The 15,380-nt window shown below is 67.9% G+C and carries 11 protein-coding genes; 8 read left to right on the top strand and 3 right to left on the bottom strand.

The genetic code is table 11. From position 1 onward, the window contains the following. Window positions 1-113: 113 nt before the first annotated feature. The 4 genes from JFN87_RS03005 (at window position 114) to JFN87_RS02990 (ending at window position 5,933) form a co-directional block, all read left to right on the top strand. A complete protein-coding gene (locus JFN87_RS03005) occupies window positions 114-1,367 on the top strand; it encodes an AAA family ATPase (protein WP_209338262.1) in 1,254 nt (417 codons plus the stop codon). Further along, on the top strand, window positions 1,367-2,056 hold the full coding sequence (locus tag JFN87_RS03000; RefSeq protein WP_209338261.1) for an RloB family protein: 690 nt from the start codon (window positions 1,367-1,369) through the stop codon (window positions 2,054-2,056). Before JFN87_RS03005 ends, JFN87_RS03000 begins: the two co-directional genes overlap by 1 nt. A gap of 171 nt (window positions 2,057-2,227) precedes the next feature. Then, entirely contained in the window at window positions 2,228-4,762 is a 2,535-nt protein-coding gene (locus JFN87_RS02995; protein WP_245178645.1) for a type I restriction-modification system subunit M, read from the top strand. Beyond that, window positions 4,752-5,933, top strand: coding sequence for a restriction endonuclease subunit S domain-containing protein (locus JFN87_RS02990; protein ID WP_209338260.1), 1,182 nt, complete (start codon window positions 4,752-4,754; stop codon window positions 5,931-5,933). The genes JFN87_RS02995 and JFN87_RS02990 overlap by 11 nt, the downstream gene beginning before the upstream one ends. 49 nt (window positions 5,934-5,982) lie before the next feature. On the opposite strand, the gene JFN87_RS02985 is transcribed toward JFN87_RS02990, so the two are convergent. Both JFN87_RS02985 and JFN87_RS02980 read right to left on the bottom strand, forming a co-directional pair. Next, window positions 5,983-6,204 (bottom strand): DUF397 domain-containing protein, encoded by a 222-nt coding sequence (locus JFN87_RS02985; RefSeq protein ID WP_209338259.1) that lies wholly within the window; start codon window positions 6,202-6,204, stop codon window positions 5,983-5,985. Beyond that, window positions 6,197-6,991, bottom strand: coding sequence for a helix-turn-helix domain-containing protein (locus tag JFN87_RS02980; protein ID WP_209338258.1), 795 nt, complete (start codon window positions 6,989-6,991; stop codon window positions 6,197-6,199). Before JFN87_RS02980 ends, JFN87_RS02985 begins: the two co-directional genes overlap by 8 nt. Before the next feature lie 172 nt (window positions 6,992-7,163). Here JFN87_RS02980 and JFN87_RS02975 point away from each other — a divergent pair, with 172 nt between their 5' ends. The 4 genes from JFN87_RS02975 to JFN87_RS02960 all read left to right on the top strand — a co-directional run bounded on the left by JFN87_RS02975 (window position 7,164) and on the right by JFN87_RS02960 (window position 12,302). Beyond that, entirely contained in the window at window positions 7,164-7,457 is a 294-nt protein-coding gene (locus tag JFN87_RS02975; RefSeq protein ID WP_245178644.1) for a hypothetical protein, read from the top strand. Further along, window positions 7,454-7,801, top strand: a complete 348-nt coding sequence (locus JFN87_RS02970) for a hypothetical protein (RefSeq protein ID WP_209338257.1) — start codon at window positions 7,454-7,456, stop codon at window positions 7,799-7,801. The genes JFN87_RS02975 and JFN87_RS02970 overlap by 4 nt, the downstream gene beginning before the upstream one ends. A gap of 171 nt (window positions 7,802-7,972) precedes the next feature. Further along, a complete protein-coding gene (locus JFN87_RS02965; protein WP_209338256.1) occupies window positions 7,973-11,512 on the top strand; it encodes a type I restriction endonuclease subunit R in 3,540 nt (1,179 codons plus the stop codon). Window positions 11,513-11,516: 4 nt separating this feature from the next. Continuing rightward, complete coding sequence (locus JFN87_RS02960; RefSeq protein WP_209338255.1) at window positions 11,517-12,302, top strand: M48 family metallopeptidase; 786 nt, start codon at window positions 11,517-11,519, stop codon at window positions 12,300-12,302. Window positions 12,303-12,440: 138 nt separating this feature from the next. Here JFN87_RS02960 and JFN87_RS02955 read toward each other — a convergent pair whose 3' ends face one another. Next, window positions 12,441-14,975, bottom strand: coding sequence for a carbohydrate-binding protein (locus tag JFN87_RS02955; RefSeq protein ID WP_209338254.1), 2,535 nt, complete (start codon window positions 14,973-14,975; stop codon window positions 12,441-12,443). Between the last annotated feature and the right edge of the window lie 405 nt (window positions 14,976-15,380).

Here is a 15,380-nt window from a genome sequence, read left to right as displayed (position 1 = left end):
GCTCGGTACCCCGACTTGCGGATACCTTGGTGTGCGTCATGATCGCATGGCACAGGTGTCCGTCCGGGCGCCGGCGGACAGGCTGACCGAGGAGAGATCGGGAGGAGGACGGCGTGTTGCTCCGGTTTCGTGGCGCGAATGTACGGTCGCTGCGCGATGAGCAGGAACTGTCGTTCGTCGCTCCCGACGGCACCCCGGAGGGGACCGCCCGGGTGGCCGGTCTCGGCGGTGACCGTTCGGCCGAGGTGTTTCCGCTGCTCGGTGTCTTCGGCGCCAATGCCTCGGGCAAATCGAACGTGCTGGCCGCCCTGACCGACATGCGTTCCGCGGTTCTGAACTCCTACGCGCGCTGGGCGTCCTTCGACGGCATTCCCCGTAAGCCCTTCGCGCTGGACCCCGAGAGCGGCGGGGAACCGAGTTTCTTCGAAGTCGATTTCACCATCGAGGAAGTCCGGTGGACTTACGGTTTCGAGCTGGGCGCGACTCGCGTGGAGTCCGAGTGGATCCACGGCTATCCCCGTGGACACCGTCAGGTCTGGCTCGATCGCGACGCCTCGCGGGCCGATGCGTACGACTGGCCGGGCAGCCGGGTGAAGGACCGGGCCCAGCTGGTGCGACGCACCCGCCCCGATGCCCTGCTGCTCTCCACGGCCGGTACGGACAACCATCCACAGCTCTCCGCGTTGTTCCATTGGTTCCGGCGCAATCTGCTGCTGATCAATCCGGAGGACGAACGGCGGGAGCGGGAGCAGTTCACCACCCGCGAACTCGTCGGTGAACGCGCCGCCCGCATCAATGACCTGCTGCGCGTCGCCGACCTCGGAATCACGGGCGCCGAGGTCGAGTCGGACACGAGAAGACCGTCCGTACGGCTCTCCCACCGGGGGGTTCATGGCGAAGTCCTCCTGGACTGGCAGCAGGAGTCCTTCGGCACCCGTTCCTGGTACGCCCTTCTCGGCCCGTTGCTCCTGGCTCTTGACCAGGGCTCGGTACTGCTCATCGACGAGTTGGACGCGAGCCTGCACCCGCGGTTCGCCGCTGAGGTCGTCCGTCTCTTCCACGACCCGCTGGCCAATCCGCGCGACGCGCAGCTCGTCTTCACCACGCATGACCCTTCGCTGCTCACCACACCGAGTGGAGGTCGCCTCCTGGAGGCGGGGCAGGTGTGGCTGACGCAGAAGGACAAGGACGGCGCCACCGAGCTGTACCCGCTGACCGACGCGTCCCCGGGCAAGGAGGAGGATCTGGCGACGTCCTATCTGGCCGGGGCCTTCGGCGGTGTACCGGGCCTCATGGAGGGCCAGATCGCACGACGTCTGTTCGCGACGAGCGGCCAAGGGGACAAGCCCGACGGGAGAGGGGCCTGATGGCGCGGGCAAAGGGGAGGGAGTCGCTCGGCCCGGCGAAGCAGCCGCGTGGACAGCGGCGCCGTGTCGTGCACGTGTACACAGAGGGCAGTGTCACCGAGCCGGGTTACATCGAGATCGTCCGTTCCATTGGCACCTACCGGGACCCTTCGGTGCCCGTCGAGGTGCGGATCGCCAACCAGAAGGCGCCCGCGTCGCACCGCAAACCCCTCGGGTTGGTGGAGGAGGCCGCACGCCTGATGCGCGAGGAGACCCGGCGGGCGAAACGCAGCGGGCTGGGGAAGGCGTATCTGCCGCAGGTCTGGTGCATGTTCGACCGGGACCAGCACGAGGGTGTCGATGCCGCGCTGAAGACCGCCGAGGAAGCAGGAGTAGGGGTCGCCTTCTCGCACCCCTGTTTCGAGGTCTGGCGGGTCCTCCACTACAAGCCGGTGACAGGAACTTTCGGCAAGAGCTGCGACATGGCGGCCGGCCGCCTGCCGTTCGCGGCGACCACGGCGAACATCAAGGTCGTGGAGCAGGGCCAGCTGTCGGGGAAGCCCGGCGAGCACAGGGGCTTCGCCGAGGCGAAGAAACGTGCCCTGAAGATGAACGAGGTCCACGGGGATCACGTACCGAAGTCCTTGCGGGACCCGTACACCGACGTCTTCTCCTTCGTCGAGGACGGTCTCGGCATCGTCGCGTACTGACCGGCCACCGCCGGTTCGGGTGAACGGTTTCCGTCGCGCCCCGCCGCAGCCATAGGCTTCCTCACGGCATCACCAGGTCGTAGGGAGTCGTACACGTGGCCAAGCTCACGCTCGCGCAGTTGGAGCGGCAACTGTTCGCCGCCGCGGACATCCTACATCCTCCGGGGCACCATGGATGCTTCCGAGTACAAGGACTACATCTTCGGGCTGCTCTTCCTGAAGCGGGCGAACGACGAGTTCGAGGCGGCGCGGGAGCGGTTGAAGGAGGACGCGGCCACGACGCTCGGCTACGGCGGAGAGACACTGGCCGGGTATCTGGAGCAGGAGGCCGCGTACGACACGTACAACGTGCTCTTCGTTCCCAAGGCCGCCCGGTGGAAACGGATCGCCTCAGGTACCCACAACATCACCGAGGAGCGCCTGCGCCCCGCCCTCCAGGCGCTGGAGGCGCAGAACGGCAACCTCAAGGGCCTCTTCGACCACCTCGACTTCAACCGGATCGGCGGCTCAGGCGCGGCGGCCGGCGCGGCCAAGCTCGCCGACCAGCGGCTGGGCCTCCTCATCGCGCACTTCGGCCGGGTCAGGCTGCGTACCGACGACTTCGAGTTCCCCGACCTGATCGGCGCGGCGTACGAGTACCTGATCAAGGAGTTCGCCGACTCGGCCGGTCGTAAGGGCGGCGAGTTCTACACCCCGCGTGCGGTCGTACGGATGATGGTCGAGCTGCTGCGGCCCACGGACCGCATGCGCATCTACGACCCCTGTGTGGGCTCGGGCGGCATGCTGATCCACGCCAAGGAGTACGTGGAGGAGCACGGCGGCGACGCCTCGAACATGTTCTTCGCCGGGCAGGACGCCAACAGCAGCTCCTGGATCATGGCGACGATGAACATGGTGCTCCACGGAGTGGACACCCGCTTCAACCTGAAGACCGGCGACACCCTCGCCGAGCCGGCGCACGTACCGAAATCCGACGCGGACCGTTTCGACGCGGTCCTCAGCAACCCGCCCTTCTCCATGGACTACTCGCTCGCCGGCCTCGCGTACAGCGCCCAGCGCGCGAAGTACGGCGCCACGAGCGAGCGTGGCAAGGCCGACCTGATGTTCCTCCAGCACATGCTCTGGGAGACCAGGCAGGGGGGAGGCACGAACGAGCGTGGCGGCATGGTCATCACCGTCATGCCGCACGGCGTGCTCTTCCGCGGCGGCGAGGAGCAGAGGATCCGCGCCAAGCTTGTGGAAGAGGACCTGATCGAGGCCGTCATCGGGCTCGCGCCGAACCTCTTCTACGGCACCGGCATCCCCGCCTGCGTCCTGGTGCTGCGCCCGCCCGGCAGGAAACAGCCGGACAGGGAGAACGGCGTGCTGTTCATCAACGCCGACCGTGAGTTCCGCAAGGAGTCCGCGCAGAACGTCCTGCTGCCCGAGCACGCCGAGAAGATCACGTCGACCTTCCACGCCTACGCAGAAGCGCCTGGCTTCTCGCGGGTCGTGAGCCGCGAGGAACTGCGCGGCAACGAGTACAACCTCAACATCCGCCGCTACGTGGACAACACGCCGCCGCCGGAACCGCAGGACGTACGCGCCCATCTGGTAGGCGGCGTGCCCCGGACGGAGATCGAGGCGAAGAAGGAGCTCCTGGACGCGTACGCGATCGGGCTCCGCGATCTCTTCGCCGAGCGGGACCCGGTGGCGAATCCCGCGTACGTGGACTTCCTGCCGGCGGACCGGCGGCCCGATGCGGCTCGGATCGCGGCACTCGCTCGCCCGCGTGAGGACGTGCTGCGTGACGCCTTCGCACAATGGTGGGCGTCGGAGGCCCACCACTTGGAGGCGGTGGCCGCCACCCCGGAACGACTGGCGGACCTGACGGCCCTGGAGCGCAAGGCGGCGCTGATGGCGGTACGGGGTTCATTGATGACCTCGTTCACCGAGTGCCTGGGCAAGGTCGGGCTGCTCGATCGGTACGCGCTCGCGGGCGCGGTGGCCGGCTGGTGGTACGAGGCCAAGTACGACCTGCTCGCTCTGTCGGAGAACGGGTTCGGTGGTGTGCTGGACGGCTGGGTCGAGAACGTCGAGAGCATGCTTGCCCCGGAACAGGATCCCCGGACCCGCAAGGAGCGCAAGCGCTCGGGCGCCGAGCGGAGGCAGGCGTACGGCCACAAGGTGGTCGCCGCGATCGCTCCCGACTTCCTTGAGGAGTTGGCGGCGGCCGATGAGCGCAAGGCGGAACTGGACGCCCGCTGGAAGGAGCTGAACGCCGAACCGGCGGAGTCCGAGGAGGAGGGTGAGGAGGCCGCAGTCGGCCGGGAGGAAGCCGCGCTGAGCGCTGAGCACTTGGCCGAGCTGGCGTACGTGAAGAAGGAGCGTGCGAAGGCCGGCGCCCTAGTCAAGCGCCTTGAGGCGGACTTCTGGTTCCCCTGGCCGAGCGACCCGCCGCAGCTCGGCGAGGAGCCCCCGCTGTTGCATCGGGCTCGCGCGGCTCTGACCCCTGACGACGAACGCCGTGTGGTCCTCGACCTGCTGCGGGCTGATCTGGCGGCCAAGCTGGGCGGCCACGTGGTGCGACGCCGCCGCGAACTGGCTGATGCCTATCGCGTGTGGGAGGACAAGTACGCGGTGTCCCTCCACGAGATCCGCGCGGAGCGGGAGCGTGCCGCGGCGACGCTCGACGGTTTCCTGGAGGAGTTGGGCTATGCGGGCTGACGGCTCGATCCAGTGGGTGCCGGTACGGGATGCCGGCGAGGTGCGGATGGGCAAACAGCTCTCACCCTCCGGGCGGGAAGGGGCGGGGAAGTTACCTTACTTGCGTGTCGCGAACGTCCACGAGGGCCGGATCGACTACTCCGACGTGAAGACGATGGCTTTCTCAGCGGCTGAGCGCGAGGTGTACGGGATCCACCCGGGTGACATCCTGCTGAACGAAGGACAGGAAAGCCTTCGCATGGTCGGGCGAAGTGCCCTGTACGACGGGCCTGTCGATTCCTACTGCTTCCAGAACACCCTGATTCGGTTCCGTCCCCGACCTGAGGTGCTTCCGCAGTACGCGCAGATGGTTTTTGTGCAGTGGCGTTTGCAGGGTGTCTTCGCTGCGGTAGCTGAGAAGACAAGCATTTCGCATCTGGGGGGTAACCGATTCGCTGCGCTACCGTTCCCGGTTCGGCCGCTTGCTGAGCAACGACGGATCATCGAGGTGATCGGCGCTGTCGCGGCGCAGGAGCGGGCGATCGAGGCGTCGATCGCCAAGTTGGACAAGGTCTGGAACGGAAGCGTGGCCGAGCTCCAGGACGTGGAATGCGGGACGCTGGAGGGCATTCTGCGATCTGGTCCGCAGAACGGGCTATACAAGCCTGCGACTTCGTACGGACCGCAGGGCACGCCAATCGTACGCATCGACAGCTTCGACGGCGGCCCCTCGGATTTCACCCGGAACCTGCTGCGAGTTTCGCTCAACGGGGGTGAAATAGACCGCTATGGGCTCGCTCTGGGCGACATCGTCATCAACCGAGTGAACACACCCGAACTAGTGGGGAAGTCCACCGCTGTTTCTGGCTTGGCAGAGCCGACGGTGTTCGAGTCGAACATGATGCGGTGCAGAGTGAATGTCGAATTTGCTGTGCCAGAATTCGTTGAGACCTGGCTGGGCAGCGCCCTGGCCAAGGCTCATTTTCGCCAGCGGGCCAAAAGCGCCATTTCGCAGGCAAGTATCAATGGTTCAGACGTACGGACCTGTCCGTTCCCACGTTTGAGCATCGCCGGACAATCCGCCTTCGTGGCACGCCTTGCGATCCTGCGAAGCCGACAGCGGTCCGAAGAGGTGGAACTCGTGAAGCTGGCCTCGATCAGGCGCGGGATCGTCGACGACCTCCTGAGCTGAGCAGGCACCGGTCGTCGGCAGTCCGGCGGCTCGCGCGGCGGCCGGGACGTCAGACGGAGAATTCGCCGGCCTTCAGGGCGGCTATGAAGGGGTTCCAGGCCATGGTCGGGTAGAGCAGGGCCACGCCGTGAGGGTCCTTGGAGTCGCGGACGGGGACGCCGGCGGGGTGGTGGTCCAGGACCTCGACGCAACTGCCGCCCTCGCCGTTGCTGTGCGTCGACTTGCGCCAGCCGTTCAGCGTGGAGGCGTCCGCGATCGTGTGGTCAGTCATGGTGTCCGTAGTCCTTCGCTGTCGTCCGCAGGAGGGTGATCGACTCCTTCATCGGCAGTGCGTCGCCCAGAGCTAGATCGTAGCGACCCTGCAACTGCCGGACCACGGCTGGAGAATCGTGGACCTTGCCGACAGACATTCCTTCTGTGTAGGCGGCCGGGGGTTGGTCCTCGAACCACAACAGCGTGAGCATGCCCTGGAGAACCGGGTGGTAGCCCAGCCCGAACGGCAGAATATGCACGCGGATACGCGTGTTCTCGGCGAGCCCGACGACGTGCATGAGCTGTTCGGCCATGACCTCGGGGCCACCGATCATCCGGCGTAGCACCGACTCGTCCAGCAGCGCCCATACTACGGGCGTTACGCGGTCGGTGAGGATCTTGGAACGTTCCTGCCGTGTGACGACGTACCTGTCACGCTCCTCTTCACTCCGAGGTGGGTACTCGGTACCAAAAACCGCGCGAGCGTACGCCTCCGTCTGGAGGATGCCGGGGATGAACGTCAACGCGAACTCGCGGATTTCTGTCGCCTGCTGTTCGAGCTGCCGCGCCGCTTCGAAGTAGTCGGCGACCGCCACGTCCTGCTCCGGCAGGAAGCTGCTCAGCACATCGCCCGTGTTCAGCGCCCTGTCCAGCCGCTGCGCGTCCTCGCGTGACGGTGTGCGGCGCCCCGCCTCGATGTGGGCGATGTGCGTGCGCGTCATGATCGCGGTCTCGGCAAGCTGCTCCTGCGTGAGGCCCGCCGCCTTGCGCCGCGCCTTGATCCAGTCGCCGTAGTTGTTGCTCACCCTCAACACCCCTTGTGACAGATGCCTTGTCACCTGCTGTCCTCTGGCGAGCCTAGCCCGCTTCGTATCACTGTGTGCATGGGCCGCTACACAGCGGCTCCTCCCTACTCGAAGGGTTCGGCGGCGCCGTAGTGGGCCGTGGTCCCGCTCAGTTCAGTTCACGGAGTGTTCCATGCACAAACTCCTCGCCAAGCTCGCCGCGTTGCTGCCGTGCCGCCGTCGCCGCACCCGCTCGGCCCCGCACCCGGCATTCGCCGCACCTCCGTCCGTCGTGGCGCAACGGCGTGGCCCCGTACCCCTCCTGCGGGGAAGGGGCACCGCCCTCGTGCGCCGCTACGTCCTCGCCCACGAAGCAAGCCGTGCGGAGGCTTGGCGGCAGCGGGCCCGGCGGTGCACCCTGTGGCTCGCCGTGCACGGCGTCGACGTGGGCCCACGGGTCATCCACGGCGTGGAGGTCGCCGCGTGAACGCTGGATGCGGCAGCACCGTAAGGCTCCTTCCCTGGTCCACCGCGGACGGCAGGCCCTGCTACCTGCTCGGCGGTGGGAGCGGGCATGTCTCCCGCGTCGCCGACGAGATCGAGACTGTCCAACTCGACATGGCGGCCGAACTGCTGGACCACGCCGCGGACCTGCTCGGCGACCACGAGGCGACCGCCCCCCAGGTCCGCTTCGTCGCCGACCGTTTGGCGGAGTCCCTGCGAGACGTCCACCGGATCGCGGAGAGCCGTGGCGCCCGGCTGCCGGATCCGGAGCACGAAACCGACGAGAGCCCAGATTTCGACGACCCCGACGGGGAGTTCGAGGGCTAACAGGACGGCGCCCTGCCTGCTGCCCGTTAGGCCGAGGATTAGGCGAGACCCGCGGTCCCCTCCCATAGCGTTCCCGCTCGATCGGAACGTCCCCTTCCGCCCAGTCCGTGGCGCAGAATGGATCTCCCGCCCCAACACGTGAGACGGGGCGGGCAGAGAGGACACGGGCGTATGACGGCGGCACAGGCTGAGCGGGACGAGGTGGAGTTGCCGATCCTCGCCCAGCTCCGGGCGATGGGGTGGACGCACGTCCGCGGTCCCGAGGCGGGGACGCTCGACGCCGATAAGCCGCTGCTGCTCGGCCGGTTGCACGCGGCGCTGCGCCGGATCAATGTCCGGGCCGTGGACGGCCGGCCCTGGATGGACAGTACGGACGGGGACCGCTCCGCCGCCGCGCTGGCCTCCGCACCGCTCGGCAAGGGCATCGCGGAAGCGAACTTCGCCGCCACCGACATGCTGCTCAGCGGATATGTGCTGCCCGGGCCGTCCGCCGCGCACGCTGGCGCCTCGGCCACCGTTCAGTACGTCGAGTGGCATGAGGAGCGCCGAGCGCTCAACGAGTTCACCGTCGTTGACCAGTTGCGGGTGCGAAACCGTTCGGGAGAGCTGTCCGTCCTGGACATCGTGCTGTTCGTCAACGGCATCCCGCTGGTGGCGGTCGAGTGCAAGAGTCCCGACCTCGCCGACCCGATACGCAGCGCCGTACTGGACCTGCGCTACTACGCCGGTGATCCGGTCACCGACGACGAGCGGGACGGGAGCGGTCTGCCGGTTCCCGCGGGAGTACCGGAGCTGTTCCGCACCGTCCAACTGCTGGTGGCGGCCACGTCGGAGACCGCGTACCTCGGTACAGTCACGTCGGACCCGGCGCGCTTCCACCCCTGGCGGAGCGTCGAGCCCGAGAGTGTGGCTGAGCTGCGAGGCGAACTTCCGGACGGCGTCGGACCGCTCAATGAGCGGCACAAGCTCGTCGGGGTCGTTCTGCGTCCCGCCGGACTGCTCACCTTTGTGCGTCACTACCTCGTCCTCCTGCCGGTCGAGACCGAGGCGGGCGTGCGTACGGTGAAGGCCGCTGCCCGCCACCAGCAGTACCGGGCCGCCGAGAAGGCCGTGCGGCGGCTGCTGACAGGCCGGTCCCGCGGCGCCGCTGTGCCGGACGACGAGCGCGGGGGCGTCATCTGGCACACCCAGGGCTCCGGCAAGAGCCTGACCATGGCCTTCCTGGTCCGGCGCATCCATCTGCACCACAAGCTGGGCGAGTTCACGGTCGTGGTGGTCACCGACCGCACCCAGCTGCAGGACCAGCTCGCCCGGACGCTGAAGTTGAGCGAGTCGGACACCGTGACCGCCCAGACCCGCGCGCAGATGGAGGGGCTGCTGCGCGACGGTGGGCGCCGAGTCGTCTTCGCGATGATCCAGAAATACGGCGCGGGGGTCACGTTCGCGGGGGAGGCCAAGGGCGGGGAGGATGATCGGGACCTGACCAGGGAGTACGCGGACGCCGAGCGGGCCAGGCGGGAACCTCGTACGGTGGATCCTGCGCCGGTCCTGAACTTCACGCAGTGCAACACCTCAAGCGAGTTCCTGGTGCTGGTCGACGAGGCCCACCGCTCCCACACCAACGTGCTGCACGCCGCCCTGCGCAAGGCCGTCCCCAACGCGGCGAAGATCGGTTTCACGGGTACGCCGATCACGACCGGCCAACTGGACGACACGCGGCGGATCTTCGTCGGACCCGATGGTGATTTCATCGACACCTACCGGATGTCGGAGGCCGAACGCGACGGCGTGGTCGTCCGCATCCGCTACGAAGGCCGCACCGGGGAAGGCAAGGTCTTCGACAAGGACGGGCTCGACCGGAAGTTCGCCGACCTGGTCCGTGACCGGACACCGGCGGAGCGCGCGGCTCTGCTCAAGGAGTCGCCCACAGAGCGGGACGTCGCCGAATCGCTGCCGATGATTCGTGCGAAGGCTGAGGACATGCTGGAGCACTGGGTGACGTGGGTGTTGCCCGACGGCGACTTCAAGGCCCAGGTCGCGGCCGTGAGCCGCAAGGCCGCGGTCGAATACCGCGACGCGCTGCGATTGGCGCGCGACAACCTGCTGGAGGAGCTGGCACGGTTCGATCCCGAGTCACTTGCCGGAATACTGCCGAAGAACCTGACGAGGCGGCAGCGCTATCGCCTCCAGGCGTACCAGTATCGTTCCCTGCTACGCCGCATCGACTTCGTGCCGGTCGTCTCCCCCGGCGAGGAACGCAAGCGGCGAGAGTGGTTGGACTGGACCGATCACGACCTGCAGGAGGGATACATCGAGCGGTTCCACCAGCCGTTCCCCCAACTTCCTCCCGAGCCCGACTGGGTGGCGTCGACGCCCTTCGGCTCTCCGGAGCCCGGCACACAAGATAGCCCTGGGGCCGGGGACTACCCCTGGTCGCAGCCCGAGGCCGATCCGCCGGCCGCCGCGCAGAAGCCCGCCGCCGTCCACCCCGACAGCCCGATCGCGTTCCTCATCGTCAAGTCGATGCTGCTCACCGGCTTCGACGCGCCGCGTGAGCAGGTGCTCTACCTGGACCGTCCGATCCGGGATGCCGAACTGCTCCAGGCCGTCGCCCGGGTGAACCGTCCGATGGCGGGCAAGCGCATTGGCCGTGTAGTCGACTACTACGGCGTCTTCGACCACCTCACCGACGCCCTTGCCGACTATCAGCAGGACGACGTGGACGACACCATGCGCAGCATGTCCGAGGAGATCGGCGGACTGAAACCGGCGGCCGAGGCGGTACGCGCATATCTGCGCGCGCACGGCGTCAGTGAGCAGGACCTCGCCTCGTTCAACGAGATGGGGAGTGTACTGGAGCTGTTCGAGCCCGACGCGGTGCGGTTCGGATACGACGAGGTACTGAAGCGGTTCCTCGACACGCTGGAGCGGGTGCTGCCGCATGAGGCGGGCCTCGACCACGTGGACGACGCCCGCCGCTGGACGCTGCTCCAAAAGCGCGTCCGCAGACACTTCCGCGACGGCCCCGGCGGTACGTTCAGCCTGCACACCCTCGGACGCAAGGTTCGTGCGATGGTGGCCGGCCACCTCGAAGGGCCGGAGATCGAGCAGGCGCTGCCTCCTGTCCTTCTCACCTCGCCCGTGTTCGACGAAAGGGTGCGCGCCCTTCCCGCCGGCGAGGCCGCCGCCGAAATGCAGCACGCCCTCCGCTTCCACCTGGAGGAGCGGGTGCGCCAGGAGGACCCGGAGAAGTACGTACGCCTCTCCGCGCGCCTGGAGGAGATCCTGCGGGAGCTGGCCGGGCACTTCGAGGAGTTGAAAGCGGAGCTCGGACCCCTGATCGACCAGGCGCGGAGCGAGGCCGAGGAGGACGAGTCGCTCGCGAGCCTCAGCGTGGTGGAGGCTCGGCTGTTCCGGCTGCTCAAACAGTTGCTGGGAGACAATCCGGAGATCGTCCCGCGCGGGCATGACATCCGTCCGCTGGTGAGCGATGTGTGCGCCGAAGCGGCGGGCTTCATGGGCCGGGTGTCGTACCAGGGGGAGAGTCAGGACATCGATGCGCTGGCGCGCAGGATCCACGGTCGGTTGGTGCGTGGCGGAATGGTGCCTGTCGGGGCGGACTGGGCCCCTTTGAACAAGATCGCGCAGAAACTCGCGGTCTTCGCGGCGGGTCGGCGTGCGAGCTTCCTGGCCTGGTCTCGCGGAGAATGAGAGGGTGACCGCCGCAACCGCTAGCCATACCCCGCCTGACCTCGTTGAAGGGGCCCGGCTCACCGTGGACGGTGTTGAGCTGCGGGTAAGGGTCAGCGGTCGGCGCAAGCGGTTCGCGCTGACCGTTGAGCCGGACGCCGAAGTGGTCCTGCACGTGCCGGCAGGGCGTCCGTTCATGGACGCCGAGAGATTCGTACGTGAGCACCGCACTTGGCTGGCGTCGAAGATCGCCCTTCGCGTGGAAACCATGCCGCTGAGTCCGGCCAAACGGCTCGTTGAGGGTGAGGTGTTCCGCTACCTGGGGCGGACCTACCGGTTGGCCATCGACCGGAACGCGCCGGCCGGCAGTGCTGTACGGCTGGTTGCGGGGCGGCTGGTGATCACCACAGAGCAGGCGCAGAACCCCGCTGTCGGACGGGCAGCGCTGATCGACTGGTACTGCCGGGCCGGACAGGCATGGGCGAGAGGACGGCTCCAGCCCTGGGCCGCCCGCCTGTGGGTCGCAGAACCCGCGGTGGGCGTTTCGGACCTCGGCGGAAGGTGGGGGACATACAACCGTGGTCGCAAAGGTGACAGCGCTTCGGGCCTGATGAGCCTGGGCTGGCCCCTCTTCCAGTTGCCGATGCACCTGGTCGATTACGTGATCGCCCATGAATTGGCCCATGTGCGGATCAATGGGCACGGCGCCGATTACTGGCGGATTCTCAGGTCAGCACTGCCGGAGTGCGACGAGCGCCGCGGGGAGTTGAACGAACTGGGCCGCCGCATGTGGATGGGTGGCATCGCTTGACGCCCGGAACTTGTTGGGTTGCCGCGAGGCGCCTGGATCAATCCTTGCGGCTCCCGATGAGCCATCGCGCGCCGCAGCAGGTCCGCGTCCGCACCGACCGGTGAGCGCACACGGCCCACCGGTCGGGCGGCCCGGCCGTCAGGGCCTGATCGTGAGCGTGGCCCTGTCGTTCGCCGCCGCGGTCGCCGTGACCGTGAAGCGGTGTGTTTTCGCGTCGTACGCGACGGGGCCTACCCGTCCGGTGGTGGCGGAGACGTGCGGCTTGTGCGGTGCGTAGCCGTGCAGCGTGACCGGGCCCTCGCCCGCCGCGAACGCGATCGTGGCGTGTACGTGTCCGTCGTCGTGCACGTGCTCGACGCGCTGGGTGCCGTGTGCGACGAACTTGCCGGCGTCGCCGAGGAAGGCGATGCCGGAGTGGCCCACCGGCGCGACGATCCAGTAGGTGCCGTCGCCGACGGTGGCGTTCACGCGGCCGCCACCGGTGACCAGTTGGCCCGTTCCCGCGTAGTAGTCGTAGACGTACGCCCGTCCGGTGGTCCCCAGCTCCTTCAGTGTGAACGAGGTCTTCTGGGACATGCCCGTCGGCACGGACCCCTGCGTGACGCCGAGCCAGTCGATGTTGCCGCCGCTGGCCCCGGTGGCCGTCGCGCGTACGGTGTTGGCCCCCTCGTTCAGTGTGACGGTCGTGCCCACGACGCTCCACGACGTCCACCAGCCGGTCGACGGGAACGACAGTGTGTGCGCGTCGCCGCCGTTCACCGCGACCGCGAGCGGACGGTCGGTGAACGACGCGTTCGCGTAGCGGAACTGGAGCGTGTAGGTGCCCGCTGCCGGCGCCTGCACCGTCCACTCCACGTAGTCGCCGTCTGAGTGCTGGTAGTCGGCGAACCCGCTACCGGTGTAACCGGAGTTGTCCCGGCCGACGACCGCTCCCGAGAGCGTCGCCTCCTCCGCCTGGTACGTCTGCTCCGGCTCGACGAACTGACGGGCGTACGAGAAGACGTAGCGGTACGTCAGCCCGGAGTGGTCCACGTGCGTGGACGCCACCATGGCGGGCATCTTCCCGGCCGCCTCGCCGACGTACGTGGCGTCGGTGGGGACGATGGGCACGTCCGGCTTGACGATGATCCCGTCGGGACGCACCACCTGGAACAGATGCCCCGCGTCGATCTTCCCCAGCGAGTCCCCGACGCCGACAGGACCGGCCGAAAGGTTCGCCAGGAGCAGGTTGTTGAGCTCGCCGCTCATGAACACGTCCACCCATGGCCACACCCCGAGCGATCCCGCGAACTGCGAGTCGTAGAGGAACATGTCCCACTTGGGACGGTCGAAGCGGTCGTCGCTGACGCGGATGGTCGTCAGGTTGGGGTAGCGGACGGACTGCAGGTAGTCGCGCGGCAGTGCCATGCAGTACTGCATGTCGAGGCCGTCGCCCGCGGCGTGGTGGGCCATGTTGTCGAAGAACGCGTCGGCGTCGTTCAGGTTCTCGGCGGGCTTGGCCTTGTTGCAGAGCCAGTCCTGCTCGTAGACGACGACTCCGCCGTCGCGCAGGTAGTCCATGACGTGCTGCCAGTACGCCGGGTCGGTGACGATGTCGTCCGACATCGCGTACTCGCCGTGATACGGGCTCGACTTGTCCATCCACCGTGCGTGGGTGACGAGCGGCAGCGCCAGCTTCTTCTGGAACGCGGACAGCCCGTCAGGGAACAGCTCCTTGTCCGCCTCGTACAGGTAGGTGCCGTCCGGCAGGTCGTTCCAGTCGGCGTTCGGGCCCTTGGGGTACCACCAGCTGTCGAGCTGCATGTAGCCCATCGGGATCTTCTGGGACGCCCACTCGTCGCGGACGGCGAGCAGTGTGCCCGTGTAGCCCTTGGGCTGCTCGTACTTGTAGTAGTAGTCGGCGCCGTTGTCGGTCCAGTAGCCCAGGGTGCTGAGGACCACGCCCGCGTCGTTGGCCGGCAGCGGCTTGCCCGCGAGCCTGGTGAGCGCGGTGCCCCAGGCGCGGTGCGCGGTGCCGACACCGTCCGAGGCCGTCAGGATCGTCTGCCGGGTGTAGCCGGCAGGCAGGGTGGCGACCGAGCCGATCACACCGGCCGCGATGGAGCCGTCGGCGCCCCGGCTGGTCTCCGCCTCCTGGAAGTGGTTCGCCGCCGACAGCACGAAGGTGTTGCCCGACCCGTCGAAGAACACCCACGGGCTGTCCGACGCACCCGAGAAGGTGTTGAACTGGAACCGCCCGAAGCAGTCGCTGTGGCTCAACTGGTGCCCGAGGTCCGGGTAGCGGGTGAAGGTCGGGAACGGGTTGCCGTTCGCGCCTGCCTTGACGTACGTGTCGGTGAAGACGACGGACGACGCGTCCCGGTAGACCCGGATGCCGCCCTTCCGTGCGCCGCCCTGGAAGGTGAACGTGGTCTCGGTGTACCGGCCGAGCGCGTCGGAGCCCGATCCGGCGGTGATGCCGGTCGCCGCCGAGCCGACGGAGCCGCTGAAGGCCCAGCCGAGCTCCCTGACGGCCACCTGCCACGCGCCGGAGGCCTTCACCTTGGCCGCCAGGGGTCGCGGCCGGCCGGGGCTCGCGCTCGCCGTGCCCGCCGCGCCGGTCAGCGGCAGGGCCAGGGCGGCGGAGCCGAGGCCCGCGGCCGTGATGAAGCCGCGGCGGTTGATTCCGGTCATGAGTGCTCCTCGACTGTCGTGGAAGGGCGCGCGCCGTGGAGGCGTCGTGCGTCCTGACTGGGGCAGAGGCGGTACTCGTCACGGAAACGCCGGCCAAACGAGAGATGGAGCGTCGGCGGCGCCCGGCCGTGCCTGACCGGGGCGCGCAGTGCTCTTCGCCCAGCGAGGGGAGATGGGGCACAGTTTGCTGTCGTGTTGGTTTTGGGGTCAAGACTCAAAACAAGGAAACATTTCCCAACATCGCGAGCGTGCCAACAAGGCGCAGGCCACGGGCTGTTTGAAGTTCCCCCCTGAACTTGGACAGCGGGTGCTTACGCTGCGGGGGCGAGGTTCTGCCTCAGAAGGGTTCTCGTTTCAAGTGGGGTGACGTATCCGTGGTCGGGGTGCCGGCGAAGCCGGCTGCGG

This window comes from Streptomyces montanisoli, assembly GCF_017813245.1.
GTDB lineage: Bacteria > Actinomycetota > Actinomycetes > Streptomycetales > Streptomycetaceae > Streptomyces > Streptomyces montanisoli.
The sequence above is the reverse complement of the archived record's forward strand: the minus strand, read 5'-3'. Positions and strand labels throughout refer to the sequence as shown.

Excerpts from the sequence above, each read along its gene's own strand:
- JFN87_RS03000 (WP_209338261.1), top strand. The coding sequence starts at position 1,367 with ATGGCGCGGGCAAAGGGGAGGGAGTCGCTCGGCCCGGCGAAGCAGCCG.
- JFN87_RS02995 (WP_245178645.1), top strand. The coding sequence starts at position 2,228 with ATGGATGCTTCCGAGTACAAGGACTACATCTTCGGGCTGCTCTTCCTG.
- JFN87_RS02990 (WP_209338260.1), top strand. The coding sequence starts at position 4,752 with ATGCGGGCTGACGGCTCGATCCAGTGGGTGCCGGTACGGGATGCCGGC.
- JFN87_RS02985 (WP_209338259.1), bottom strand. The coding sequence starts at position 6,204 with ATGACTGACCACACGATCGCGGACGCCTCCACGCTGAACGGCTGGCGC.
- JFN87_RS02975 (WP_245178644.1), top strand. The coding sequence starts at position 7,164 with ATGCACAAACTCCTCGCCAAGCTCGCCGCGTTGCTGCCGTGCCGCCGT.
- JFN87_RS02965 (WP_209338256.1), top strand. The coding sequence starts at position 7,973 with ATGACGGCGGCACAGGCTGAGCGGGACGAGGTGGAGTTGCCGATCCTC.
- JFN87_RS02955 (WP_209338254.1), bottom strand. The coding sequence starts at position 14,975 with ATGACCGGAATCAACCGCCGCGGCTTCATCACGGCCGCGGGCCTCGGC.